We start from the raw sequence: 24,989 nt of genomic DNA, 5'->3' as shown, positions 1-24,989 counted from the left end.
CTCAAGCCTCAGGCACTCAGGGTGGCGCCGCCGTCGACGACCAGATCCTGCAGCGTGATGTGGCTGGCCAGATCCGAGGCCAGGAAGAGGACGGTATGGGCGATCTCCGCCGGGGTGGCGACCTTGCGCAAGGGGATGCCGAGCTTGAACTGCTCCGGCAGCCCGGCAATGGTGCGGGCCATGGCCTCCTCGCTTGGCAGCATGCCACGCAGCATGGGGGTATCCGTCGAGCCCGGCGACACCAGGTTGGCGCGCACGCCGAAGGGGGCCAGCTCCAACCCCACCGTCTGGGTCAGGCTGGTGACCGCCGCCTTGGAGGCGCAATAGGCCGCCATCTGCATGCGCGGCACATGGGCGGCGTTGGAGCCGATGGTGACGATGGCACCGCGCCGCTGCCCCTTGAAGTGGGGCACCAGGGCCCGCAGCAGATAGAAGACGCCGCTGGCGTTGACCGTCATGCAGTCGTGCCAGTCGTCATCGCTCAGGGCGTCGGTGGGGCCGAGGCGCAGCACCCCGGCCCCGTTCACCAGCACATCCAGCCCGCCGTCTGCCAGCAGCGCTGCGCAGCAGGCGTTGACCGCCTTCGAATCGCCAATATCGAGCAGCCGGGTGGCATAGGGGTAGTCGGCTTCGGGAAACGCCAGATCCAGCCCCACCACACAGGCGCCGGCCGCCACGAACTGCATTGCCACCTCGCGGCCGATGCCGCGCCCGGCTCCGGTCACCCAGACCCGCTTGCCAGTGAAATCAAAGGCCATTGCTTGTTGCTCCTTGCTCATCACCACACCATCTCCACGCTCTCTTCGTCCTCGGCAAGCAGGCCGTCGAGGAAACGGCAGAAGTCGTCGAGGCGCGGGTGATCAAACACATCGGAGACCTTGACCTGCACCCCGAACTCGGCGCCGAGCCGGTTGACGATCTGGATGGTCTGCAGGGACTGGCCCCCCAGTTCGAAGAAGTTGTCGGCGGGCGCCATGGTGGCGAGCCCCAGGATCTGCTGCCAGATGGTGCCGACCCGGTTCTCGGTCTCGCTGCCCAGGGTCAGGGCTTCGCCTCCCGCCTGGTAGGCGGCCAGCAGGGCCTTGCGATCCAGCTTGTTGGAGCCGGTGCGGGGCAGCTGGTCATAGTGGCGATAATCGGTAGGGATCATGGCGGCAGGCAACACCTTGGCCAGCTGCGCCTTGATGACCCGGCTGTCGCGCTCAGGCCCCGCCACGAAGGCCACCAGCCGGCGCACGCTGCCGATGTTCACCCCCTGCACGCAGGCCTCGTCCACCCCCGGCAGGGCCAGCAGCTGCGCCTCCACCTCGCCGGGCTGGATGCGATAGCCGCTTATCTTGAATTCGTTGTCGCGCCGACCGAGGTAGACCAGCCGGCCGGCCACCAAGCGCACCCGATCGCCGGTGCGATAGACGGGCACATCCTCCTCACCGATCCGCAGGGTGCCAAAGCTCCCTTGCACGCCCCCCACATAGCCGTTGGCCAGCTGCGGGCCGAGCAGCACCAGCTCCCCCTCGCTGGCGGGTTGCTCCCCCGCCCCCAGGATAAGTGCCTGCATGCCGGGCAGCGGCAGGCCGATGGGCAACTGGGCCTGGCTCGGGTCTTCCTGCTGCAGCTCCTGGGTGGTCACCGCCACTGTGGTCTCGGTGGGGCCGTAGGTGTTGAACAGGCGCACATCGGAGCGCCCCTGGCGCTGCCACTGGGCCAGCTGCTCAGGGTAGACCGCCTCGCCGCCGATGATGACGGTGGCCAGATTGGCAGGAATGTGGGCCTGACCCGCCGTCAGCGCCACCACCCACTCGTTCCAGAACGCGGTGGGCAGGTCGAGGTGGGTGATCCCCATCTGCTCCACCCCGGCCGCAAAGGCGGGCATGGATTCAAGCAGGGCGTCGGTGCGCAGCACCAGGGTGGCACCGGCGCTCAGGGTGGCGAACACCTCCTCGATGCTGGCGTCGAAGTTGAAGGGGGCGAATTGCAGCATCCGCGCGTCTTCATCCAGGTGATAACGGCAGCGGGCGGCGGCGGCGAAGTGATCCAGCGCGCCGTGGCTGACCGCCACCCCTTTGGGCAGACCGGTCGAGCCAGAGGTGAACATCAGGTAGGCGACGGCGCGGCCGGCGGCCGGCTGGTTCAAGCGGTTATCGCTCACCAGATCCCCCGCCAGCAGATCCCCAACCAAGAGAGTACGGCCCTCAAACAGGCTGGCCAGCTTGTGACGGTACTCGGCCTGAGTGATCAGGGTCTTGACCTCCCCCAGCCGCAGAATATGGCCCTGGCGCTCCAGCGGCTGCTCGGGGTCGAGGGGCACATAGACGGCGCCTGCCAGCAGCACCGCCAGCTGGGCGAAGATGGCCTGGGGGCTGCGCGCCAGCATGACACCGACCCTGTCTCCCGGCTGAACACCGGCGGCCTGCAGGGCGGCTGCCATCTGTTCAGATCTGGCCAGCAGCGCCTCGTAGCTGAAGCGGGCCTCTCCCTGCTCCGTACTCTGAATCAAGGCGATCTTGTCCGGGGTCTGGGCGGCGAAGTGGCAGAGCGCCTCCAGCACCGGCAGTGTCTTGATCACTTCATGAGCGGGGCCGGCGATCAGGGCGCTGGCCCGCTGCTCGGCCAGCCAGTCGGCCTTGAGCGCCCCCAGGGTCTGGGTAGGCTCGGCCAGCCAGCGACCCAGCAAGGCGAACAGGGTATCGGCGATGGCCGCCAGATCGGCCTGCTGGTAGCAACCCGGGTTGGCGTCCAGATCCAGTCTGGGCTGGCCATCGACGCCAACCTGCACCTCGATGGTGAGATCTTCCACCGGGCCGGCGCTGATGTTGAGAATATGGGCAGATAGCGGCCCGAAGCGGCGAGCGTGATCAAACGGCATGATGTTGACCAGCGGGCCGAACAGGCGCTTGTCGCCACCCACCAGACCGAGGTCGCGGCGCAGCAGCTCGTAGCGGTAGTGCTGATGCTTGCGCACCCCGCGCTTGGCCTTGGCCACGGCGTCGGCGGCAACCACCAGACTCAGCCCCTCATCGAGCGCCAGTGCCAGCGGAGTGATGTTCATCTGCATGCAGGGCACGGTCAGGGAGGCCGAGCCGATGCGGTTCATCATCATCAGGCCAAACAGGGTCTTCTCCTGACCACTGGCAAGGGACAACTGGGCCGAGAGCCCGGCCAGCAGCAGATCCGGCCAGCCCAGCTTGTTGTCATCGGCAAAGCGCACCAGGGTCTGCCACAGCTCGGTGGGCAGCGGGCGGCTCTCGCGGATAAACTCGGCAGCGATGGGGGCGCGGGCTTCGCTGAAAGATTTCACCTCGGGCCAGCCTTGCAGCTGCTCCTGCCAGAAGGCGCGGGCGGCGGCGTTCTTGCCGCTCTGCTCGCGGTTCGCCTCTTCCGCCAGCACCTCCGCCAACGAGCCGAAGGGGGATGGGGAGTTCATCTCACCGGCCAGCCCCTCTGCATACAGCTCAGCGATGCACTGGAACAGCAAGGTGGTGCCAAAGCCGTCGAGGGCAATGTGGTGCACGCAGCTGTAGAGGTAATCGCGGCCGGGGCCGCGCAACAGGGCGAAGCGGCAGGGCGCCTCTTTGGTCAACTCGAACGGGCGGCGCAGATCGGCCCAGGCCCAGGCGCGGGCGGCGGCCTCGTCATCACTCGCAAGGTTCACCTCGCCATAGGCGAGCTGTGCCTCGTCCGAGACGAAGCAGACCGCCTCCCCATCGGCTTCGAAGTGGCCCTTGAGCGCCTCGCACTCACCCACCGCCTTGGCAAGGGCCGCGGCCAGCACGGCCGCCTCGACCTTGCCATCGAAGGCGATGCACTCGGCGGTGTTGAACATCGCCTTGTCGTCGTTGAGCAGATGTCCGGACCAGAGCCCCTGCTGGGGAATGGTCAAGGGGAAGCGGTTCATGGGGTCACCTCCAGCGCCTGGGCTGCCAGCTTGGCCTCGATGAGGCGCCACCAGCCATTGAGGGTCGGCAGCTTGGCGAGATCCACGAAGCCCAGCTCCACCCCGGCGGCGCGCCACTCGGTGAGCAGGGCCATGATCCGCACCGAATCCAGACCGTAGTCGATGAGGTTCTCGTCGGGGTCAAACTCCCCCTCGTCTTCGTCGATATGACTCAGCAGCCGCGCCTTGAGCCCCTCATACGTCAGCAACGGATTGGTCAGGAGCGGACTGGTCTGGGCGGCAGAAGCGGAGGCCGGGGCGAGCGCCAGCACCTCCTCGCAGCGGATCACCTTGCCGCAGCGGGTCGCCACGTAGTCCAGCGCCATCTGGTGATCGGCCAGGGAGAAGTCCGCCACCCCGTCCGCCAGGAAGAAGGGCTGGATGTCGCGCATGAAGGCGTCGCAGGCGGTCATCATGCAGCCAATATGGCCGTAGATGCCGCCGATGATCAGCTGATCCCGCCCCAGCGCTTTGAGCATCTGCTCCAGCTCGGAGCGCTGGAAGGCGCTGTAGCGCCACTTGACCAGCACGGTGTCGTCCCGCTCCGGGCGCAGTGCTGCCACCACCTGCTGCTGCTCGGGCCGTTTGTTGAGCCCCGGGCCCCACATGTCGTTGAGCAGGGCGCGATCTTCAGGAGATTGGTCCTTGGGCTGGGCGGTGTAGAAGACCGGAATGCCGAGGGCCTTGCACTGCTTGCGTACGGCGGCCAAGCGCTCGGTCAGCGCCGCGATCAGCGGGCTGTTTTCGCCATAGAAGGCGGTGAAGTACTCCTGCATGTCGTGGATCAGCAGGGCGGCACGTTTGGGATCCAGAGACCAGTTGACCTTGTTGGCCTTCCACTGGCTGGGCATGGCGTAATTGTTCAGGGTTGGGATAGCCATAACGTCATGATTCCTTTTTTAGTTTTATGCTGTTGTCAGGGACTGGTTGGCGGCGATGGCGTGCGCAATGCGCGCCCGCAGCCCCTGCTTGTCAATCTTGCCCACCGCCGTCATGGGCAGGGCGTCCAGGGTTTCGAAACGGTCGGGCAGCTTGAAGTCCGCCACCCCGCGCTCGCGCAGAAACTTGCGCAAGGCCAGCGGCTTCAAGGCGGGATCCGTGCTGACGATGAAGGCGCAGCTCTTCTCCCCCATGGCGCTGTCGGGCATGGAGACCAGGGCCGCATGGGTGATGGCCGGGTGGTGCAGCAGCTGGTTTTCCACCTCTTCCGCCGCGATCTTCTCACCGCCCCGGTTGATCTGATCCTTCTGCCGCCCTACCACGGTGAGGTAACCATCGGCATCCTGTACCACCAGATCGCCGGAGCAGTAGAAGCCCTCGGCATCAAACACCCGGGTGTTGTGAGCCGGGCTCTGGTAGTAACCGCGGAAGGTATAGGGGCCGCGGGTGTGCAGGGCGCCAGACTGGCCGGGGGCGACCGGATTGCCCGCCTCATCGAGGATGCGCACCTCGTCGTCCGGGCTCATGGGGCGGCCCTGGGTATGGATCACCTTCTCGTCGGGGTCGTCCAGCCGGGTGTAGTTCACCAGCCCCTCCGCCATGCCGAACACCTGCTGCAGCCGGCAGCCGAGCAGCGGCCCAATCTTGCTGGCCACCGCCTCCCCCAGCTTGGCGCCACCCACTTGCAGCAAGTCGAGGCTCTCGAGCTGAGTGCGCGCGGTGGGGTCCGCTTCCGCTGCCTGCAGCCAGAGCGAGACCGCCGGCGGCACCAGCGAGGTGAGATTGACCCGGTGGCGGGCGATCAACGGGAAACAGCTGATGGGGCTGGGATCCGGTGCCAGCACCACTGTGCCGCCCGCTTCGAACACCCCCAGGGCGCCAGGGGAGCTCAGGGGGAAGTTGTGGGGCGCCGGCAGGGCGCACAGATAGCGGGTATGGGGGCCGAGGCCACAAATTTCGTTGCTGCGGCGCACGCTGTACAGGTAATCGTCATGGGTGCGGGGAATGAGCTTGGGGGTGCCTGTGCTGCCACCGGAGAGCTGGAAGAAGGCCACCTCGTCCGCCGGGGTCGGGCCATATGTCACCGGCTCACCCTCAGCCCCCTTCGCCAACCAGCGGGTCAGCCCCAGCTCCCCTGCGTCACCATCCAGCAGCACCAGTTCGACGCCGATGGTTGTCAGCAGCTCGCTCTCGCGCCCCTTGCTCGCAAACAGCGGATGGGTCAGCGAGCCGATAAAGAGGCGCGGCGTGATCTGCTCGGCATAAGAGAGGAGCTCCAGCCGGTTGTGGCTAAAGAGCGCGTTGACCGGCGCGATGCCGGCCTTGAGCAGGGCGAAAAACACCAGATAGAACTCGGCCACGTTGGGGAGCTGCACCAGCGCGGTATCCCCCACGCCCAGGCCGTGGCGGGCCAGATTGGCGGCCAGCCGGCTCGAGGCGGCGTCCAGTTCGCCATAGCTGAAGCGCCGCTCGCCGCAGAGAATGGCCTCGGCGTCGGGGGCCAGCTCACACTGGCGCGCCAGCATGGCGGTCAGCGGCTCGCCGCGCCAATAGCCCTTGGCGCGATACAGCTCCGCCAACGCGTCAGGCCAGCGGGTATAGGGCAGGAAGCGGTTGGGCTGGGTCATTGCGCCACCTCCAAATCCAGGCCCAGGGCCTTGAGCATGGTGCCCAGCTTGGTGCCGGTCTCGGCCCACTCCATGGCGGGATCCGAGCCCGCGACGATGCCGGCGCCAGCGAACAGCTCAACCTGATGGCCGTCGAGCACGCCACAGCGGATCACCACGGCCCACTCGCCGTTGCCCTGGCTGTCGCACCAGCCGACGATGCCGCTGAACAGGGCGCGCCGGAAGGGCTCCTGCTCGCGAATGAACTCGCGCGCCAGATCGGTGGGATAGCCGCACAGGGCCGGGGTCGGATGAAGCTGGCAGGCAAGTGACAGTACCGATGCCTCGCCACCATTGAGCCGCCCGGCAATGGGGGTGCCCAGATGCCAGAGGGTATCCGTGCTCATCAGCGAGGGGCTGGACGGGATCGCCAGCTCGCGGCAGTGGGGCGTCAACACCCGGCGGATCTCGTCGATCACCAGGCGGTGCTCATGCTGATCCTTGCGAGAGGCCAGCAGATCCCGGGCCACCATTTCGTCTTGCGCCGGCTCGCTCGCCCGACGGGCGGAGCCCGCCAGCGGATGGGTGAACACCTCTCCCCCGCTGACCCGCAGCAGCAGCTCGGGGCTGGCGCCCAGCAGGCGGCGGTCCTGGCCGAGCGGCAGGGAGAAGTGGAAGGCATGGGGATTCTGGGCCATCAAGCGGGCCATCACCTGCTTAGGGTCGGCAGGCTGGTGCAGGGTAAGGGTGAGCTTGCGCGACAGCACCACCTTGGCGAGCTTGCCTTGTGCAAACGCATCCAGCGCCGCGCTGACCGAGGCCTGAAATTCGCTGGCCGGCGGGGTGCTCTGCACCGAGATGACCCGGTTGGCCTCGACGACCTGCTCTGCCATCGCCGCTATTGCCGGCACCTGTGCCGGCGGGACAGGGCGATCGCCCCGCTCATAGTGGCCGGGCACATAGAGGCAGGAGGCTTCCGCCGGGTCGAACGCAAAGGCACCGATGAGCAGGGGGTTGGCCTGGCCGGCGGCACTGGCCGCTGCCAGCGCACCGGCAATCTGTTGTTCTAGCAAAGGCCATTCACAGGCGGGGGTGGTGATAGGCTGGCCCAGATCAGTGGCACTGAGCGTGCCCTGACCCGAGGTAAACAAGAATTCGGGCGAAGACGCAGCCTGGGCAGGCGCGCTATTTTCCATCACAAGAGTATCCACGTTACACCCTCAAATATGATTCAAAATGATAATGATTATCAGTTTGTATTTGTGCGGCGGTAAAATACTCGCTTTGAAATCCCCCGGTCAATGGGATTTTTATGCCGATAAAACTGGAACTTATCTGTGGATATGGCGGGTGCCACGGCTGCTGCGGCCCACCGTGCAGGTCCGGCCAGCCTTGTCCGTATGAGCACCGCAGCCAACCCCCCATATGAGGCTGCGACAAAAACCGCGGGCTCGCCGCCCGCGCTGGCAGCGAACGCCATTTCCCCCTAAGATGGCGCCATCTTTATGACCATTGTCTCAACCCACGGGATCCTCGATGTTAAAGCACCTGCTTCTGCTCCCCCTCAGCCTGCTGCTGGCCGCCTGTTCACTCACCCAGTACAACGTCAGCGAAGGGGAGATCAACCAATACCTCAAAGAGAGGGTCGCCTTCGAAAAGCAGCTGGGGATCCCCGGCATCATGTCGAGCAAGATCCGCCTCGATGAGATGCAAAGCCGCATCGGTCGCCGCCAGGCCGACCGGGTCGAACTGGATGCCGCTGGCGATCTGCAGGTAGCGAGTCCCCTTGGCAGCCAGCAGATGAAGATCCGCCTCTCCCTCAGCGCCCGCCCCGACTATGTGGCCGAGCAGGGCGCCATCTACCTGCGCGATCTCGAGCTCATCTCGGTCAAGACCGAGCCGGCCGACGTGGGCACCGCCCTCACCCCGCTACTGCCCACCTTCAACCAGTCGCTCTCGCTGTTCCTCTCCCAGACCCCCGTCTACCGGCTGGATGGCAGTCGCAAGAACGAAGCCAGGATCAAGGATAAAGTCGAAGCCCTCAAGGTGGAACCGGGACGACTGGTCATCCCCTTCAAGCTGCTCTGACCCCCAACCGCGCCCCTCTTATCTTCAACTCCAGGGGCGCGGTTTTTTCTTCTCAAGCTTCCCCCTTTGCCTCATAATGCACACCATTCTCATTTAGATTCATGAGAAGCGTCATAATAAAATCAAACATATGGTGAGAAGGGACATGAGAAAAACCGTACTGGTCCAGGCAATCGCCTGCGCGCTCCTGAGCGGCGCCGCACACGCCGCCGTCAAGGTAGAAGACAAAACATTCAACACCGCCGCCAACATGCTGGCCTACACCGAGTTCGAGCTCTCCGGCGAGCCGCTGGCCGAGGCCCTCGGTCTGGATCTGGATGTGCTGGACGCCAATCGCGCCGATGAGCCGACCCCGTTCGACTTCGCCGCCGGCATCGAATCCTACGAATACTCCGAAGAGGCGATGTACGCCCTCAATTATCAATCCGGCATGGGCCCCCATCTGGTGAACGGTCCGCAAAACCAGGCTCGCGGCGGCACCATGGCCTCCCTCGGCCAGCGGGTGCTGGCCATGGCCGATGCGGTCGGTTTCCCGGCCGATGAAGTGCCGCAGGGCATGTATCCCCTCTCCCTGCCCTACTCCTCCGCCAACCCGGAGTTCGCGCAAGCCGTCAACGCCACCCCGGTCAACGGCGACCAGATCACCATCAAGACCGCCAAGGGCAACGAGAAGAGCGTCAAGACCCAGGTACCGGCCTACTTCCGCGACTACGCCACCCTGCGCTGGAGCGGCAGTGACAACCTGCTGGTGCCGGCGGCCGTGGGCGGCATCCTGCTCAAAGAGGTGATGTGGTCCCAGGACTTCCTCGGCGGCATGCACGTGGCCGAGACCGATGAAGAGGTGGAAGCCGCGTCCGCCACCATGGATCAAGACGGCAAGCACAAGCTGGGGGTCTCAGCCGCCGACGGCTTCAATGGCATGATGCTGACCGAGCAGTCCATCGACAAGCTGGCCATCCTGCAGGGTCAGCTCGGCTTTGACGGCAAGCAGCTGGGCGCCAAGATCACCCCGCAGTACGATCCGGCCAAGGGTATCGTCTACTTCCCCCATCAGGTGAAAGTGACCGAGACCGGCAAGAACGACGTCGGCGCCATCGGCAAGCTCGAGGTGGTGGACGGCTCCGCCCAGCTGCGCGACGCCTGGATGATGCTGTGGCCGCTCTCCGAGTTCTACGCCTTCACCGATCAGCGCAGCGCCAACACCAACCAGAACCCGGCCTTCCACGCCGTGTTCGACGGTGCCCCGTTCGCCGCCACACCGGCTGCCAACAAGGGCAGCGATGCCGCCAAGCTGGTGGCGGGTGACGATGCCTTCTCCCTGGCGCTGAACCTCTCCGGCATGGTGTTCAAGAACCTCAATGCCCTGCACTTCGAACCCAAGGCCGGCACCCTGGTCGACAGCTGGCAGGCAGGCAAACAGGGCAAGCACGTCACCACCTTTGACGCCGCCTACAGCCTGGTCGCCCTGCAGATCTTCCAGCGCGCCCAGGATGCGCTGCCGGTCGGTTACGCCGCCGGTGACAATGGCGAGCTGAACCTGAAAACCGCTCAGGGCCAGCAGGCGCTGGTGCTCATTCGCCAGCAGGCTGACTTCATCCTCGCCAATCTCAAGGGCAAAAATGGGCTGGTGCACGATGGGGTCACCCTGGGTGGCAAGCTCGATGCCGGCCAGTCCATCGATGCGCAGTTTGCCGCCATCCGCGGCCTGACCGCCGCCTTCCTGGCAACCTCGGATGCCAAGTACCGCACGGCGGCGCGCGAGCTGTTCATCGCCGCCGATAAAGCCTACTTCAACCAGAAGGCCGGTACCTGGCTCGCCGGCAAGCAGGGTGAATACACTCCCTGGACCCAGGCCGCCATCTCCGGCGCCCTGCGCTCCGCCATGCTGAACCTGCGCAACGAAGGCGGCGAGAAAGCCCCGGCGCTGGAGCTGGCCCAGCTGACCCAGCGCTACGTGGGCTGGTTCCGTGGCACCGTCAACGGCGGCATGCAGATGGCCGAGTGGATCGGCGACTCCGGCGAGAACGTCATCGAAGGGGCCGGTGGTGACACCGACGAAGATGGCGTCCCGCAAGTGACCGCCGCCGGTGGCAAGCACGGCACCGCCATGGTGATGGCCGCCAAGGCGCTGATCACCGAAAAATAATCAGCCACTCGCTGAATAGAAAAAGGGAGCCTTATCGGATCCCTTTTTAGTTGTGGCGTCTGGCGTTGGGCGTGACATCACCCCAGCTTGGCCAGCATCTCCTTGGTTACCAGCACGATACCCTGCTCGGAGCGATAGAAGCGGCGGTTGTCCTCGTCGGCGTTCTCTCCCACCACCAGCCCGTCGGGCAGCTTGCAGCCCTTGTCCACTACCACCCGCCGCAACCGGCAACCCGAGCCAATCTCGACGCCGGGGAAAATGATGGCCTGATCCAGGGTGCAGAAGGAGTGCACCCGCACATGGGTGAACAGCACGGAGTTGAGCACGAAGGAGCCGCTGACGATCGAGCCCCCCGCGAACATGGAGTTGATGGTCATGCCGTGCTGGCCGTTTCTGTCCTGCACGAACTTGGCCGGCGGCGTCATGGTCTGGCTGGTCCAGATGGGCCAGTTCTCGTCATAGATGTCGAGCTCGGGCACCACGGAGGCGAGATCCATGTTGGCCTCCCAGAACGAATCCAGGGTACCCACGTCGCGCCAGTAAGGTTTCTGTCCCTCCTTGGCCCCCACGCAGGACATGGTGAACGGGTGGGCAAACGCCTTGCCCTCTCCCACGATGCGCGGGATCACGTCCATGCCGAAATCGTGTTTGGATTCCTGATTGTGAATGTCCTCTTCCAGCAGCTGATAGAGGTACTCCGCCTCGAAGATGTAGATGCCCATGGAGGCCAGGGAGACATTCTCGTTGCCCGGCATGGCGGGCGGATTGGCCGGCTTCTCCACGAAGGCGCGGATCTTGCGCTGCTCGTCGATGTCCATCACCCCGAAGGCGGAGGCCTCCGCGCGCGGCACCTCGATGCAGGCCACCGTCACCTTGGCGCCGAGGCGCACGTGATCGAGCAGCATGGCGGCGTAGTCCATCTTGTAGATGTGATCCCCCGCCAGCACCACTATGTATTTGGGGCCGTAGTCACGGATGATGTCGACGTTCTGGTAGATGGCGTCGGCGGTGCCGCGATACCAGTGCACCTCGTCCACCCGCTGCTGGGCGGGCAACAAGTCGATGAACTCGTTCATCTGGTAGCGCAGGAAGGACCAGCCCGATTGCAGGTGGCGCAGCAGGCTGTGGGACTTGTACTGGGTCACCACCCCGACCCGGCGAATGCCGGAGTTGATGCAGTTGGAGAGCACGAAGTCGATGATGCGGAACTTGCCGCCAAAATGGACGGCAGGCTTGGCGCGGTTGTCGGTCAACTGCTTCAGGCGACTGCCCCGTCCCCCCGCGAGCACCAAGGCCATACTCTGGTTCAATAGTTGCCGTGCTTTGGCAGTATTTACGGGTTCTAACAACATAATTACCTCTGCCTTGTTTTGGTCCATTTTCGATTCATCTTCGCCTGTTTCCGGCGCCATGAAAGTGGTTTCACTCACATTTAACTGATTTCAATTGGCCCTTTTCCAGGAGTTGAGCGGGATCTCATGCTTTGCAGCGCGAGCTTGGTTAGAATTTCAGCATCAACGACATCATCAAGGATGACACCATGTTGAACAAGCTCGGGAGCAACCAGCTGCTGGTGATCGCTCTCCTCTGTGCTCCCCTGCTGCTGTTGCAGGGGCTCTGGCTCGCCTTCACCAGCACGCTGCTGACCCTGCTTATCATCCTCGCCACCAGCCTGCTCGGCTTCGGCTTGCTGAGCATGCTGACCCTGCACCTCCAACGGGCGGAGCAAAGCCACCAGGAGCAGGTGTGGTGCCGGGCACTGCAACTGCGTGACCCCACCTGTCTGACCACCCCCGAGGCCCAGGCCGCCCTGCAGCAGCTGCTCGCCCACTTCAACGAGGCCGAGCGCGACGCCCACCGCCAGATCAGCGAGCTGCACAATCAGGCAACCCAGGACGAACTGACCCAGCTGCAAAACCGCCATGCCTTTCGCCGCGACATGACTGAGCTGCTGCAGCGGGATCAGGACACCCAGACCGCCACCCTGGTGCTGATCCGCGCCACCGAGCTTGGCAAGCTCAACGCCCAGCGCGGTTTTCAGTCAGGGGATGCCTACATCAAGGATATCGCCAATATCATCACCAGGGTGGTGAGCCGCTTCCCGGGCCATCAGGTCTACCGCATCTCGGGGGCCGACTTCGCGGTGCTGGTGCAGCCGGTCGCCAATATCCCGCCCCCCCTGCTCGGGCGGGATCTGAAGATCGCCTTCGATCACTATCAGCAGCAGCATGAACTGGAGAGCGCCGCCTACTCCGGGCTGACCCGGCTCAGCAGCGGCCAGAAGATCGAGGCCATTCTGGCCAGGGCGGATCTGGCGCTGGCCCGCGCCCAGACCGAGACGGTCAACGGCTGGGCCATCCAGCAGGATGACAGCGTGGTGGAGCTGCAGGGGCAGCATCACTGGAAGCTGGTGCTGACCGAGCTGCTGGAGCAGGAGCGGATCAGCTTCACCTACCAGCCGATCCAGCCGATGCACCGCAGCATGCTGGCCTACAACGAGATCTACACCCGTTTCAGCAGTGCCGACGGCACAGTGCTGCCCACCGACACCCTGTTCGCCATGGCCCAGCGGCTGGACATGGTGATGCGGCTGGAGCAGATGCTGGTGACCCACGTCATGCGCCAGTACCGGGCCTTTGGCTCGAATCAGAGTCGCTGGGGCATCAACCTCTCCAGCAACCTGCTGCAAAACAGCGCCTTTCTGATCTGGCTGGACCGACAGCTGCTCAACGACCCCAACACCAGCGCCAACCTGGTGTTCGAACTGGATGAAGAGCATCTGGAACGCAACCTGACCGGGGCCAAGCGGGTGTTCGAGCTGCTCAGGCGCAACGGCAGTCGCTCCGCAATCTGCAACTTCGGCAAGGGGATAGGGTCATTCAACCTGTTTCGCGAGCTCAAGCCCGACTACATCAAGCTGGATCCCGCCCTCATCACCGGGCTGGAGCAGGATCTGACCAACCAGCAGTTCGTGCGGATGATCGTCGACGTGTCACACCGGATGGGGTGTCAGGTGATTGCGGAAGGGGTGGAGCAGCTGGGTCAGAAGCAGCTGCTGCAGGGCATGTATGTGGACGGGCTGCAGGGCTATCTCATCGCCAAGCCCCAGCAGTTGCGGCCGGATATCAGCCAGCTCGGGCTGTTTACTGAGGATGCTTCAACTTCAGCAGAGTCAGAATGATGTCGTTGAGCTGACGATAGCGTTCCAGCTCCTTCTGATCGTAGCGGGTCGCCAGGGTGGTGGGATTGTGGCGATTCTTGAGGTAACGGTTGATCTGCAGCCGGTTGAAACCGGCCACCTGATAGACCTGCCCGAGCAGGGCATTGAGTTCTTCGTGTTCAAGACCGGCCTTGGCGAGGTAATCCTCCTGGGCCGGGCTCTCCAGCTGGCAGCTCTGCTTGGCGATGCGGCCGGTTTCCTGCAGATAGCTGAGCCACTGCTCCAGATAGAGCGGCTTGCAGCCCGCCAGCAGATTGAAGAAGCCCACCGCATCGCAGCGGCAGTCGGTCAGCAGCAGCACCGCCAGTTGATCGTCATCGCAGCGGAAGGTGACGGGGCCGCTCTGCCCCCAGTCCAGCGCCTGAACCCGGATCTCGGCTCGCGCCCCTGCAACGCCGGTGACGTCGAATACAAACATGGCTCCTCCCGCTCGGCAAAAGGTTGATGATGGACCATCCCTCTGGCGGGTGCAAAGCCAAATCACCTTTTCATTCAGTATTCTGCAAGCCGGCCATAAAAAAACCGACATCCTCGCGGATATCGGTTCTCATCAGACGGGCCCAGGCCCGGCTCAATGCAGTGTGGTTCAGGCGTCCAGTTCCACCAGCGCCTTGGCCAGCTCGATGGGCTCGAGCTCCTGCCCTTCCAGATCGGCGTTCCAGTTCGGGCCGACCAGCACGTCGTCTTCGTCCAGATCGTTGATCCAGATGTCGAGAAACTCTTCCAGCTCGATCACTTCCGGCTCGTAGTCGGCCCACTCGTCCACGCAGTGCAGGCGGGCATCCCCTTCGGCAGACCAGAGCGGCATCACGTCGGCATCTTCGAACTCGGCAGAGCGGCAGACGACCCAGTCTTCACCGTAACGCAAGCCCCATACCTGACCCGACTCGCGGACTTCTTCGATGAACAGTTGGAAATTGGCGTCAAGATTGTCAGTTAACTTACTCATGGGGCTCTCTCTCTATCGGGTGCTGCGGCCACGGCAGTGCCGAGTGGCAATGCGGTGGCCAAATGGTGTCGCAAAAGTGACATGGACTCAAGCATCTTGGGGTTTATCACACAAAAAACTGCCCGCGGCCGGGTTTTACCTGACAAAACGCCTCCCGAAGGAGGCGTTTTCAGCGCAAGGGGCGGGATCAACGCTCCCAGTACACCTCTTCCAGGCTGTCTTCCTTCTCCGGCAGACCGCGCGACAGACGCGGGCTGCTCTGGGCCAACACCTCGTAGCTCACCCGGTTGGCGTACTTGCACACCTGGGAGAGCGAGGAGTAGGTGAGGAACTCGGCCACGTGCTTGGCGGAGTTGGGCACGGCGCTGCGGTGATAGGCGTTGGCCACCATGTCGTGCAGCACGGCGGAGAGGGCCCCGTCCCCTGCCCCGTTGGTGTTCTTGATCTTCTCCGGCCCGCCCATGTAGGGAGAGATGTGAGAGTAGATGCGCTTGGGCACGCGGCAGCCGCTGCGGGTCATGGGGCGGCTGAACTCGTACATGTTGAACTCGGGGATGACACCGGGCAGCAGCGGCAGCGTGGTTTCGCGCTTGAAGTCCTCTTCGGTGTAGGCAGCCATGTAGAGCCCCACCGGCCCTGCGGTGCAGAGCACCATGTCGGCCCAGTCCAGCGCCTTGTCGGCGGCGGCCAGCGGATCGGAGAAGCCGGTCAGGGCTTCGCCCTCCTCCTCATTCATGGCCAGCACGGTGACGTTCTCGCTGATGAAATCGCGCCACCACTGGGGGTCGGACTCGATGACGAAGCGGGTACCCAGGGTCAGCACCACCGGCACGCCGGCCTCGCGGGCATAACGCACCGCAGTCATGGCCGCGTCCTTCATCGGGGTGCCATCTTCACCGCGCACCAGATAGGCGGTGATGACCAGGGCGGAGGACTCCTTGATGATGGTCTCGGGGATGTGGGCCACATCCAGATGGTCCATCTTGCCGGCGTTGATGCCGAAGCTGCGCTCGCCCCCTTCGGTGATGAAGGTGAAGCAGCGGCCGACCGGGCCATCTACCGGTTGCAGGTAGTCGAGGTTGACCCGTGACGAGGTATTGCACAGGTAACGGTAGGCGTAGCTGCCGATGCGGATGTCCTGGCTCATGACGCCGAGCAGGATGGAATGGGAGTCCGCCAGCACCGAGTAGTTGTGCATGGTGTTGCCGATGGTGCCACCGGCAAACTCGCTCACCACCATGTTGTTGCTCTTGAGCTCGTCGTAGATCTGCTCGGCCACGTCATCGGAGATGAGCATGGAGTGGCCGCGGCTCAGGCCGTAACGCTCGAGAAATGCCAGATCAACGTGCGCCTCGATATCGACCAGCGTCTGGTCAATCCCGACCACATAGGCCTTGCCCCGCTCCGCAAGCACCGCGCTCTGGGAGATGAGGGGATCACGACGATCCACTGGAAAGTAGTGTTTGGACTTGCGCTGACCGGGAAATTTCATGGCAATGTTCTTGTGCTCTGGGGGAAAGAGGGGCGGGATTTTAACACAATCCGCCGCGCCGAAAAGTCGCCTGATTAAAATATGAAGTCAGTATAGACACGGCCTGCATAGGAAAACGTTTACCAAAACTCATCAAAAAAACCACCTCGCAAGGAGGTGGTTTTTGCAGCGAACAAGACTCAGCCGGCGGCGAGCCCCTGTGCCAGCGCCAGCACCGAGAAGAGGCCCAGCGCCAGCCAGAACAGCAGGGTGCCGACCAGTCTCGGCAGGTTGGGTGCCTTGGGGATCTGGATGCCGATGGCATGCAGGATGCGTCCCACCAGCAGCGCCAGGCCGCCGACATGGAGCCACAACGCCCCGACACCCGCCAGCTCGCACAGCGCCATCAGCAGCAGGGTGAGCGGCACGTACTCGGCAAAGTTGCCGTGGGCCCGGATGGCGGCGCGCATCTCGGGTGCCTCCCCTTCCCCTATCATCACCTTGAACTGGGCCCGGCGCTTGACCACCCAGAAGGAGAGCAAGAGGAACAGCAGCCCCAAGAGGCCGGCGTAAATCAGGGTGATATGCATCATGGTGAAACTCCTTCTCCTTGGATAGCAAACGGCTGGCAGCCGGTGTCGATGGGCGGCACCGGCTGTATGTCTGTCAGGCCAGCTCGCGGCAGATCAGCGACACCATCATGCGGATGTGGGCCTGATCGCTGTTGAGGGCCGGAATGTATTCAAACTGCTCGCCACCGGCGGCCATGAAGATCTCCCGGTTCTGCACCTGGATCTCTTCCAGGGTTTCGAGGCAGTCGGCGGCAAAGGCGGGGCAAATCACGTCAAGCCGCTTGATCCCGGTGGCCGGCAGGCCGGCGATGGTCACGTCGGTGTAGGGCTTGAGCCACTCCTCCTTGCCAAAGCGGGACTGGAAGCTGGCGGTCCACTGGCTGGCCTCCAGCCCGAGCGCCTCGGCCAGCAGGGCGGCGGTGCGCCGGCACTGGTGACCATAGGGATCTCCTTCCCGCTCGTAGCGCTCGGGAATGCCGTGGAACGACATCAGCAGGTGCTCGCCCTGGCCGTGCTGTTCCCAGTGGCGACGCACGCTCATGGCCAGCGCCTGGATATATTCGGGGTGAGCATGGTAATCACGAATGAGCCGCACCACCGGCAGGTTGCGCTCTTTCTTCATCGCCTTGGCCCAGCCATCGAACACCGAGGCGGTGGTGCTGACCGAATACTGGGGATAGAGCGGCAACAGGATCACCCGGTTGACTCCTTTGGCCTTGAGCGCCTGCCAGCCCTCATCCAGCGAAGGAGAGCCGTAGGTCATCGCCAGCTCCACCGGCACCTCGACCCCTTCGCGCTTGAGCTCCTGCTCCAGCGCCGCGCGCTGCTGCTTGCTTATCACCATCAGCGGCGAGCCCTGCTCGGTCCACACCTGCTGATAGAGCTTGGCCACCTTGGGGGAGCGGGTCGGCAGGATGATGAAGTGGAGCAGAGGGCACCAGAGGTAGCGCGGCAGGTCGACGACCCGCTGATCGTGCAGAAACTGGCTGAGAAACGCCTTGACGGCGGCCGTGGTGGGCGCGGCTGGGGTACCCAGATTGACCAGCAAGATCCCGGTTTTCGTGGTCACGTATGCTTCCTGTCGTTCTGTTGTTATGTCTGAATGCAAGAAAGGGCCCATGCCGGGCCCTTGTCTCACTGGCACATTGCCGCTGGCCCCTTGGGGACGATGGCAATGGCGGGCTTAGCCCAGGATGGTCGCCAGCTGCTTGCTGACCAGATCCACCGGCTGGGTGCCATCAATCTTGACGTAACGGGTGTTGCCCGCTTCCGCTTCCTTGCCGTAGAAGCCGATGAGCGGTGCGGTCTGCTGATGGTACACATCCAGACGCTTGCGCACTGTGGTCTCTTCGTCGTCGGCACGGATCACCAGATCTTCACCGGTCACGTCGTCCTTGCCTTCCACTTTCGGCGGGTTGAACACCACGTGGTAGGTACGGCCGGAGCCGGAGTGAACGCGACGACCGCTCATGCGCTTGACGATCTCTTCGTCCGGCACGTCGAACTCCAATACGAAGTCCACGGCAACACCGGCGTCCTTCATGGCTTGCGCCTGGGGAATGGTGCGCGGGAAACCGTCCAGCAGGAAGCCGTTGGCGCAATCCGGTTGGGCAATACGCTCTTTGACCAGGCCGATGATGATGTCGTCAGAGACGAGCTGACCTGCGTCCATCACGGCTTTGGCCTTGAGGCCCAGCTCGGTGCCCGCCTTGATCGCGGCACGCAGCATGTCGCCGGTGGAGATCTGCGGAATACCGTGTTTTTCCATGATGAACTGAGCCTGAGTACCCTTGCCGGCACCCGGAGCCCCCAACAGAACAATGCGCATACACGCTCCTATTGATTGGTTATTCAATTCTTGAGAAGGCAAAAAACTACACGGTTTCGCCCATTTTCACAAGCTTGCCCCGTGTGAGTGGCTTATTTTTCACCATCTTTCCGACATGGCAATACGACCATTGGCGCAGATCCGTGTACGAAAAATGAGTGAAAATGCAGCAGTGCTGCACACAACTGGCGCCCACCCCAAACGGGGCAGGCGCCAGAAAAGAAAGAGCCCACTGCGCGCAGTGGGCCCAAACATCATGCCTGGAGTAACAGACGGTTGATACGGGAGACGAAGCTCGCCGGATCATTGAGACCGCCCTGCTCGGCCAGCTGGGCCTGTTCGTGCAAGAGGGTGACCCACTCGCCGAACAGCGCCTCGTCCTGGATGGTGTCAAGTTTCTTCACCAGGGCGTGGTCGGGGTTCAATTCCAGAATGTACTTCTGCTCCGGCACCGGCTGACCGGCGGCGCGCATCAGCTTGATCATCTGGGTGCTCATGCCGTGCGCATCGGTGACGATGCAGGAGGGGGAGTCGGTCAGACGGTGGGTAACGCGCACCTCTTTCACCGCCTCACCCAGGCTCTGCTTGACCCGCTCCACCAGACCGGCGTTGGCTTTTTCGGCCTCTTCCTGCGCCTGTTTGGAGGCTTCGTCTTCCAGATCGCCCAGATCCAGCTCGCCACGGGTGACGGAGACCAGCTGCTTGCCGTCGAACTCGGTCAGGTGGCTCATCAGCCACTCATCGACCCGCTCCCACATCAGCAGCACTTCGACGCCCTTCTTGCGGAAGATCTCGAGGTGCGGGCTGTTCTTGGCGGCGGCGTAAGAGTCGGCGGTGATGTAGTAAATCTTCTGCTGGCCTTCCTTCATGCGGCCAACGTAATCCTCCAGTGACACGGTCTGGGCTTCACCCTCGCCGGCGGTGCTGGCAAAGCGCAGCAGCTTGGCGATCTCTTCGCGGTTGGCGTAATCCTCGGCCGGGCCCTCTTTGAGAACATTGCCGAACTCGCTCCAGAACTTGGCGTACTTCTCGGCATCGTCCTTGGCCAGCTTGGCCAGCATGGTCAGCACGCGCTTGGAGCAGGCCTTGCGCAGGGAGACGGTCACCTTGTTGTCTTGCAGGATTTCACGGCTGACGTTGAGCGGCAGATCGTTGGAGTCCAGCACCCCTTTGACGAAGCGCAGGTAAGCCGGCATGAACTGCTCGGCGTCGTCCATGATGAAGACGCGCTGCACGTAGAGCTTCAGGCCATGTTTCTGATCCCGGTTGTAGAGATCGAACGGAGCGCGGGCCGGCACGTAGAGCAGGCTGGTGTACTCCTGCGCCCCTTCCACCCGGTTGTGACCCCACAAGAGCGGATCTTCGAAGTCGTGAGCGACGTGCTTATAGAACTCCTGATACTCCTCGTCCTTGATCTCTTTCGGGTTGCGGGTCCACAGCGCGGTGGCGCGGTTGACCTGCTCCCACTCGCCCGGGGTGCCGACGATGGTTTCACCGTCTTCTTCGCCCTCTCCAACACTATCCGGGGTGCCCTCTTTGTACATCTCCACCGGCACGCTGATGTGGTCGGAATATTTGCTGACCACGGAGCGCAGACGCCAGTCGTCGAGGAACTCGTCCTCTTCAGCGCGCAGGTGCAGGATGACGTCGGTACCGCGACCCTCTTTGGTCACGTCAGCCACGGTGAAGGAGCCTTCCCCTTCCGACTCCCACTGCACGCCCTGCTCTGGAGCAGTACCGGCGGCGCGGGACACCACGGTCACCTTGTCGGCGACGATGAAGGCGGAGTAGAAGCCCACCCCGAACTGACCGATCAGCTGGGAGTCGCGGCCCTGATCACCGGAGAGGTTCTTGAAGAACTCGGCGGTGCCGGACTTGGCGATGGTGCCCAGGTGCTCGATCACCTGATCACGGGTCATACCGATCCCGTTGTCGGAGATGGTCAGAGTCCGATTTTCTTTATCAACCACCAGGCGAACGCGCAACTGGCCGTCGTTTTCGAACAAAGAGGCATCGGAAAGCGCCTTGAAGCGCAGCTTGTCCGCCGCATCGGAGGCGTTGGAAATAAGCTCGCGCAGGAACACTTCTTTGTTGGAGTAGAGGCTGTGGGCCATCAGGCTCAGCAGTTGTTTGACTTCAGTCTGAAACCCGTGGGTTTCGGCATGAACGCTTTGGGTCATCGACACTATCCTCAGGCGATTCGGGTTGAACATATTCCCGATCCAAGATGGGGCCGGCGATCGCCATTTCAAGGGGGGCAAAGCGTCGAGGCGTGCGAATGGCGATTTTTGCGCCAATCGACCCTCTTGCCCAACAAAAAACCCGCCGAGGCGGGTTCTGGTATTGCTGCTGAGTCGTGACGCGGAGCCTGTTGCAGGGCTGGCGTGGGTTCAGTTGAAAAACTGGCACTGACTCAGTTAAGGGGCTGGCGCCCCATCAGGGAGTGGGAGAGCGTGGTGCCGTCCACCAGCTCCAGCTCGCCGCCCACCGGCACCCCGTGGGCAATCCGGCTCACCTTGACGCCGGCGGCGCGGGCCATGTCGGCGATGTACCAGGCGGTGGCGTCCCCTTCGATGGTGGGGTTGGTGGCCAGAATAAGCTCGCTGATCGCCTCGTCTTTCAAGCGTCGCTCCAGGATCTCCAGCCCCAGCTCTTCCGGGCCAATGCCGTCCAGCGGCGAGAGGTGGCCCATCAGCACGAAGTAGCGGCCGGAGAACTGGCCGGTCTGCTCGATAGCGGCCACGTCCGCCGGGCTCTCCACCACGCACAGCAGGCCGTTCTCTTCGCGCTTGGGATTGGCGCAGATCTCGCAGCGCTCGTTCTCGGTGAAGGTGCGGCAGTGGCTGCAGTGGCCAATCTCGGTGAGGGCGCGAGAGAGCAGCTGGGCCAGCCGCAGGCCGCCGCTGCGCTCACGCTCGAGCAGGGTAAATGCCATGCGCTGGGCCGACTTGGGACCGACACCCGGCAGCACCTGCAGGGCTTTCATCATCTCATCCAGCAGCGGGCTGAATTTCATGGGCTTGGTATCCTTTGAAGCTGTGTCGGCCGCGGCGCCCTGACGGGCAAGGAGCGCGACCGAACCTATCTTGTTGGCGCAGGACTATACCCGAGCCAATCCCGAGCGCCAATGGCCTTGTGCCCTCAGCCTTCTGCCGCTGTAAGGGATGATGCCGCGCTTGCCAGCAGGATGCGCTGGCGGCCGCTGTAGATCTCCGCCCGCCCCGGGCGGCAAAAGCCCACCAGGGTGAGCCCGGTCTGCTCGGCCCGCTCGACCGCGAGCTCGGTGGCGGCGGAGATGGCGAGCAAGATCTCCACCCCGGCGCTGGCGCACTTTTGCACCATCTCGAAGCTGGCGCGGCTGGTCACCAGGATGGCGCCGTCGCGCCGGCCACTGCGCTGCAAGTACCCCACCAGTTTGTCGAGCGCTATGTGACGCCCCACGTCCTCGCGAATGGCGAGGATATTGCCCTCGCCGTCCACGTGCACGGCGGCATGGGTCGCCCCCGTGCTCTGCCCCAGCAGCTGGAGCGGGCGCAGAGCGCTCAGCACCTTGTCGATATGGCCCACCGCAAAGCGCTGGCTGTCGGGCAGCCTTGGCTGGGCGCGCACCACCTGCTCCAGGCTCTCGCTACCGCAGATGCCGCACCCGGTGCGCCCGGCCAGGGTGCGCCGCTTCTCTTTCAGACGATGGACGCAGCGATTGGCCAGGGTGATGTGCAGCTCGATGCCGCGACAGGCGCTCTGCTGCTCGATGTCGTGGATATCGAGCAGGCTGTCGATGATCCCCTCCGACAGCGAGAAGCCGATGGCGAAATCCTCGAGATCGGCGGCAGAGCACATCATCACGCTGTGGGCGATGCCGTTGTAGACCAGCGCCACCGGGGTTTCGCAAGGCAGCTGCATGGCGCTGTCGGTGGTGACGCCGCGCTGATGGTAATGAACCACCTCGCGATGGGCGCTGAGCGCCTGCGGGGTGTCGGGGTCGAGTTCAAGCAACATCTAGGTGCCCCTTAGTTGAGGGTGCGTGGATCTTTGGCCGAGATCCCGAGCCGTTTCATTTTCGACAGCAAGGTGGTGCGCTTCATGCCGAGGCGCTGGGCCGCGCCCCGCTCGCCGGCAACGATGCCATTGCACGCCTTCAGCGCCCGGATGATGCTGACCCTCTCATCCTCCCCCTGTGCCTCTTCACCTTGCGGCAAGGCGGGCAGCGGCTCGCGAAACAGCTCCCGGGCCGGCTCGTCATAGACCAGGGTCTCTATCTTGTGAAAGCCCTTGAGGGGCAGCAGCTCGTCCGGCGAGAGGTTGAGCACGTGGCCGCGGGTCATCACCACTGCCCGCTCGATGATGTTCTCGAGCTCACGGATGTTGCCGTACCAGGGGAGCGACACCAGCATCTTCATGGCGTCGGCCGAGATGGAGGTGATGGTGCGGCGCATCCGCTTGGCGATCTTCTTGATGAAGAAGTTGACCAAGAGAGGAATATCCTCGCGCCGCTCGCGCAGGGGCGGCAGCTCGATGGGAAAGACGTTGAGCCGGTAATAGAGATCGCTTCTAAAGCGCTTGTTCTTCACCATGGAGAGCAGATCGCAGTTGGTGGCCGCCACCAGCCGCACGTCGATGGCAATGGGGTTGCTGTTGCCCACCCGCTCCAGCTCATGCTCCTGCAAGACCCGCAACAGTTTGGGCTGCAGATCGAGCGGCATGTCCCCCACCTCGTCGAGGAACAGGGTGCCCTTGTGGGCCCGCTCGAAGCGGCCGATGCGCTGGGTCAGTGCCCCGGTGAAGGCCCCCTTCTCGTGGCCAAACAGATCGCTCTCGATAAGGCCGGTGGGAATGGCGGCGCAGTTCACCTTGACCATCTCGTGATCGTGGCGGGTACTCAGGGCGTGAATGGCCTGGGCGATCAGCTCCTTGCCGGTGCCGGTCTCCCCCAGAATGAGCACGGTGCAATCGCTCTGGGCCACCAGCTTCACCTTCTCCAGCACCTTCTCCATCACGGCGCTCTGGTAGATGATGTTGGCAAAGTCCCCCTGTGGCGCGGGTCCGTCGACTCGAAGGGTCTTCTCCCTGGCGCCGGTGGTGTTGGAGATCTCCTGCTGCGCCTGCACGTTGTTCATGGCAATCGCCGTGCGCGCCGCCACTTGTTCGAGCAGCGAGATATCGAGGTCGGCGAAGAAATCCGCCTCGGGGTGGGAGAGGATCAACACCCCCAGCAGGTTGCCCCGATAGCGCAGCGGCAGGATACAGGAGCTGTCGGCGTCGGGGGGCAGGATCTGGGAGGTGAAGCGGCAGCTCGACTGGCAGCCGTGGCCCTGCTCGCGATAGAGGAAGAAGGGCTCGCTGTGGCCGAGCGCCCCCTGCAGGCAGTTCTTCTCAAAACACGAATGGTTGATGATGCCGGGCTGTTCACGCTGCTGCTGATTGACCAGGTAACTCTTGAAGCTGTCGGAGGTGGCGTTGTACTCGGCCAGGCACAGACTGCTGATGCCAAAATGGTGGTGCAGGATGGTGAACAGGCTCTGGGGCAACTCGGCGATGCGCACCAGTTTAATCACCGCGTTGGTCACGTCCACCAGGATCTTGCAGCTGTCGCGCTCAAGGCGCAGGGAGTTGGCCTGCTCCAGGGTGCGCTCCTTGTCCAGCACGTTCTCCAGCGCAATGGCGACGATGGCCGCCAGCTGGGTCAGCTTGGCCAGGGTCTCCATCTGGAAGGCATTGGCCTCGCGGCTGATGAACTCCACCCCGCCCAGGTGGCTGCGAGCAGTGGTGATGGGCAGCTGGCAGTAGGATTGCAAGCCGTCATAGACAGGAGTGCTCGCCAGCTGTTCGCAGCGATGGCGAAAGCGGCTCCCCGGCAGCACGATGGCCTGCTCGCGGGAAAAATGGAGATCGGCCTTGCGGCAGATGAGGTGTGTCGGCCCCTGCTCCCCCAGGTAGTAGAAGACCGCCTCCTCCCCCGTCCCCAGGTTGAGGATGAGGTTGACCCGATCCACTTGGCTAAAGCAGGGCTGGATCCAGTTCAGCTTCTTGATGAAGTCGTCCAGGGTGACGGCAGAGAGCAGGTTCTTGGAGAGGGAGAGAAAGCCGTCATCCCAGATGGGTGAGATGTCGGTCAACGGAATGGCACTCACATTCAGCATTCAGGCCTCGCATTACATCTAGGGAAGGTGCGAATAAGCGGGGAAATTCTTCTCGGCTGACTCAGTCATTTCATTTCTTCATGTTTGAGCCGATT

Annotated in this window: 19 protein-coding genes; 3 read left to right on the top strand and 16 right to left on the bottom strand. The window is 63.5% G+C overall.

Translation table 11 applies throughout. The annotated features are described in order from the left end of the window. Positions 1-8: 8 nt before the first annotated feature. The 5 genes from amoA to amoC are packed head-to-tail and all read right to left on the bottom strand — an operon-like array spanning position 9 to position 7,691. Entirely contained in the window at positions 9-758 is a 750-nt protein-coding gene (gene amoA, locus PG881_RS13915) for an amonabactin biosynthesis protein AmoA (protein WP_118881095.1), read from the bottom strand. A gap of 20 nt (positions 759-778) precedes the next feature. Further along, positions 779-3,895 carry an amonabactin biosynthesis non-ribosomal peptide synthetase AmoF gene (gene amoF, locus PG881_RS13910; protein ID WP_270800706.1) on the bottom strand — a complete coding sequence of 1,039 codons (3,117 nt, stop codon included), beginning with the start codon at positions 3,893-3,895 and terminating at the stop codon, positions 779-781. Continuing rightward, positions 3,892-4,815 carry an amonabactin biosynthesis bifunctional protein AmoB gene (gene amoB, locus PG881_RS13905; protein WP_118881093.1) on the bottom strand — a complete coding sequence of 308 codons (924 nt, stop codon included), beginning with the start codon at positions 4,813-4,815 and terminating at the stop codon, positions 3,892-3,894. Before amoB ends, amoF begins: the two co-directional genes overlap by 4 nt. Before the next feature lie 24 nt (positions 4,816-4,839). Continuing rightward, entirely contained in the window at positions 4,840-6,501 is a 1,662-nt protein-coding gene (gene amoE, locus PG881_RS13900; RefSeq protein ID WP_118881092.1) for an amonabactin biosynthesis (2,3-dihydroxybenzoyl)adenylate synthase AmoE, read from the bottom strand. Beyond that, complete coding sequence (gene amoC, locus PG881_RS13895) at positions 6,498-7,691, bottom strand: amonabactin biosynthesis isochorismate synthase AmoC (protein WP_118881091.1); 1,194 nt, start codon at positions 7,689-7,691, stop codon at positions 6,498-6,500. The genes amoE and amoC overlap by 4 nt, the downstream gene beginning before the upstream one ends. Positions 7,692-8,016: 325 nt before the next feature. Here amoC and PG881_RS13890 point away from each other — a divergent pair, with 325 nt between their 5' ends. Together PG881_RS13890 and PG881_RS13885 are read left to right on the top strand one after the other, a co-directional pair. Continuing rightward, a complete protein-coding gene (locus PG881_RS13890) occupies positions 8,017-8,568 on the top strand; it encodes a lipoprotein (protein ID WP_024944003.1) in 552 nt (183 codons plus the stop codon). Positions 8,569-8,713: 145 nt separating this feature from the next. Next, the gene (locus tag PG881_RS13885) at positions 8,714-10,714 is read left to right on the top strand and encodes a hypothetical protein (RefSeq protein WP_270800701.1); all 2,001 of its coding nucleotides are present in this window, start codon (positions 8,714-8,716) and stop codon (positions 10,712-10,714) included. Between the two features lie 77 nt (positions 10,715-10,791). On the opposite strand, the gene glgC is transcribed toward PG881_RS13885, so the two are convergent. Next, positions 10,792-12,066: a glucose-1-phosphate adenylyltransferase gene (gene glgC, locus PG881_RS13880; protein ID WP_270800699.1), complete on the bottom strand. Its 1,275-nt coding sequence runs from the start codon at positions 12,064-12,066 to the stop codon at positions 10,792-10,794. Positions 12,067-12,254: 188 nt separating this feature from the next. On the opposite strand from glgC, the gene PG881_RS13875 reads away from it, so the two are divergent. Further along, positions 12,255-13,895 carry an EAL domain-containing protein gene (locus PG881_RS13875; RefSeq protein WP_270800697.1) on the top strand — a complete coding sequence of 547 codons (1,641 nt, stop codon included), beginning with the start codon at positions 12,255-12,257 and terminating at the stop codon, positions 13,893-13,895. Here PG881_RS13875 and PG881_RS13870 read toward each other — a convergent pair. The 10 genes from PG881_RS13870 to PG881_RS13825 all read right to left on the bottom strand — a co-directional run bounded on the left by PG881_RS13870 (position 13,858) and on the right by PG881_RS13825 (position 24,894). After that, the gene (locus tag PG881_RS13870) at positions 13,858-14,352 is read right to left on the bottom strand and encodes a hypothetical protein (protein WP_017408190.1); all 495 of its coding nucleotides are present in this window, start codon (positions 14,350-14,352) and stop codon (positions 13,858-13,860) included. The genes PG881_RS13875 and PG881_RS13870 overlap by 38 nt on opposite strands. 168 nt (positions 14,353-14,520) lie before the next feature. Continuing rightward, positions 14,521-14,883, bottom strand: a complete 363-nt coding sequence (locus PG881_RS13865; protein WP_010674427.1) for a DUF2750 domain-containing protein — start codon at positions 14,881-14,883, stop codon at positions 14,521-14,523. 187 nt (positions 14,884-15,070) lie between these two features. After that, positions 15,071-16,375, bottom strand: coding sequence for an inosine/guanosine kinase (locus PG881_RS13860; RefSeq protein ID WP_011706316.1), 1,305 nt, complete (start codon positions 16,373-16,375; stop codon positions 15,071-15,073). 179 nt (positions 16,376-16,554) lie between these two features. Continuing rightward, a complete protein-coding gene (locus tag PG881_RS13855) occupies positions 16,555-16,947 on the bottom strand; it encodes an MAPEG family protein (protein ID WP_041217031.1) in 393 nt (130 codons plus the stop codon). Positions 16,948-17,020: 73 nt separating this feature from the next. Next, on the bottom strand, positions 17,021-17,995 hold the full coding sequence (gene hemH, locus PG881_RS13850; protein ID WP_042067040.1) for a ferrochelatase: 975 nt from the start codon (positions 17,993-17,995) through the stop codon (positions 17,021-17,023). 114 nt (positions 17,996-18,109) lie between these two features. After that, the gene (gene adk, locus PG881_RS13845) at positions 18,110-18,754 is read right to left on the bottom strand and encodes an adenylate kinase (RefSeq protein ID WP_011706319.1); all 645 of its coding nucleotides are present in this window, start codon (positions 18,752-18,754) and stop codon (positions 18,110-18,112) included. 254 nt (positions 18,755-19,008) lie between these two features. Next, positions 19,009-20,934, bottom strand: coding sequence for a molecular chaperone HtpG (gene htpG / locus PG881_RS13840; RefSeq protein WP_270800694.1), 1,926 nt, complete (start codon positions 20,932-20,934; stop codon positions 19,009-19,011). A 233-nt stretch (positions 20,935-21,167) separates the two neighbouring features. Then, complete coding sequence (gene recR / locus PG881_RS13835; RefSeq protein WP_010633741.1) at positions 21,168-21,770, bottom strand: recombination mediator RecR; 603 nt, start codon at positions 21,768-21,770, stop codon at positions 21,168-21,170. A gap of 125 nt (positions 21,771-21,895) precedes the next feature. Next, positions 21,896-22,753 (bottom strand): formate dehydrogenase accessory sulfurtransferase FdhD, encoded by an 858-nt coding sequence (gene fdhD, locus PG881_RS13830; RefSeq protein WP_270800692.1) that lies wholly within the window; start codon positions 22,751-22,753, stop codon positions 21,896-21,898. Between the two features lie 11 nt (positions 22,754-22,764). Beyond that, positions 22,765-24,894, bottom strand: coding sequence for a sigma 54-interacting transcriptional regulator (locus PG881_RS13825; RefSeq protein WP_270800691.1), 2,130 nt, complete (start codon positions 24,892-24,894; stop codon positions 22,765-22,767). Positions 24,895-24,989: the final 95 nt, after the last annotated feature.

The organism is Aeromonas sp. QDB54, assembly GCF_027707385.1.
GTDB lineage: Bacteria > Pseudomonadota > Gammaproteobacteria > Enterobacterales > Aeromonadaceae > Aeromonas > Aeromonas hydrophila.
Note: the sequence above shows the minus strand (reverse complement) of the source record. Positions and strands in the feature narration are given on the sequence as shown.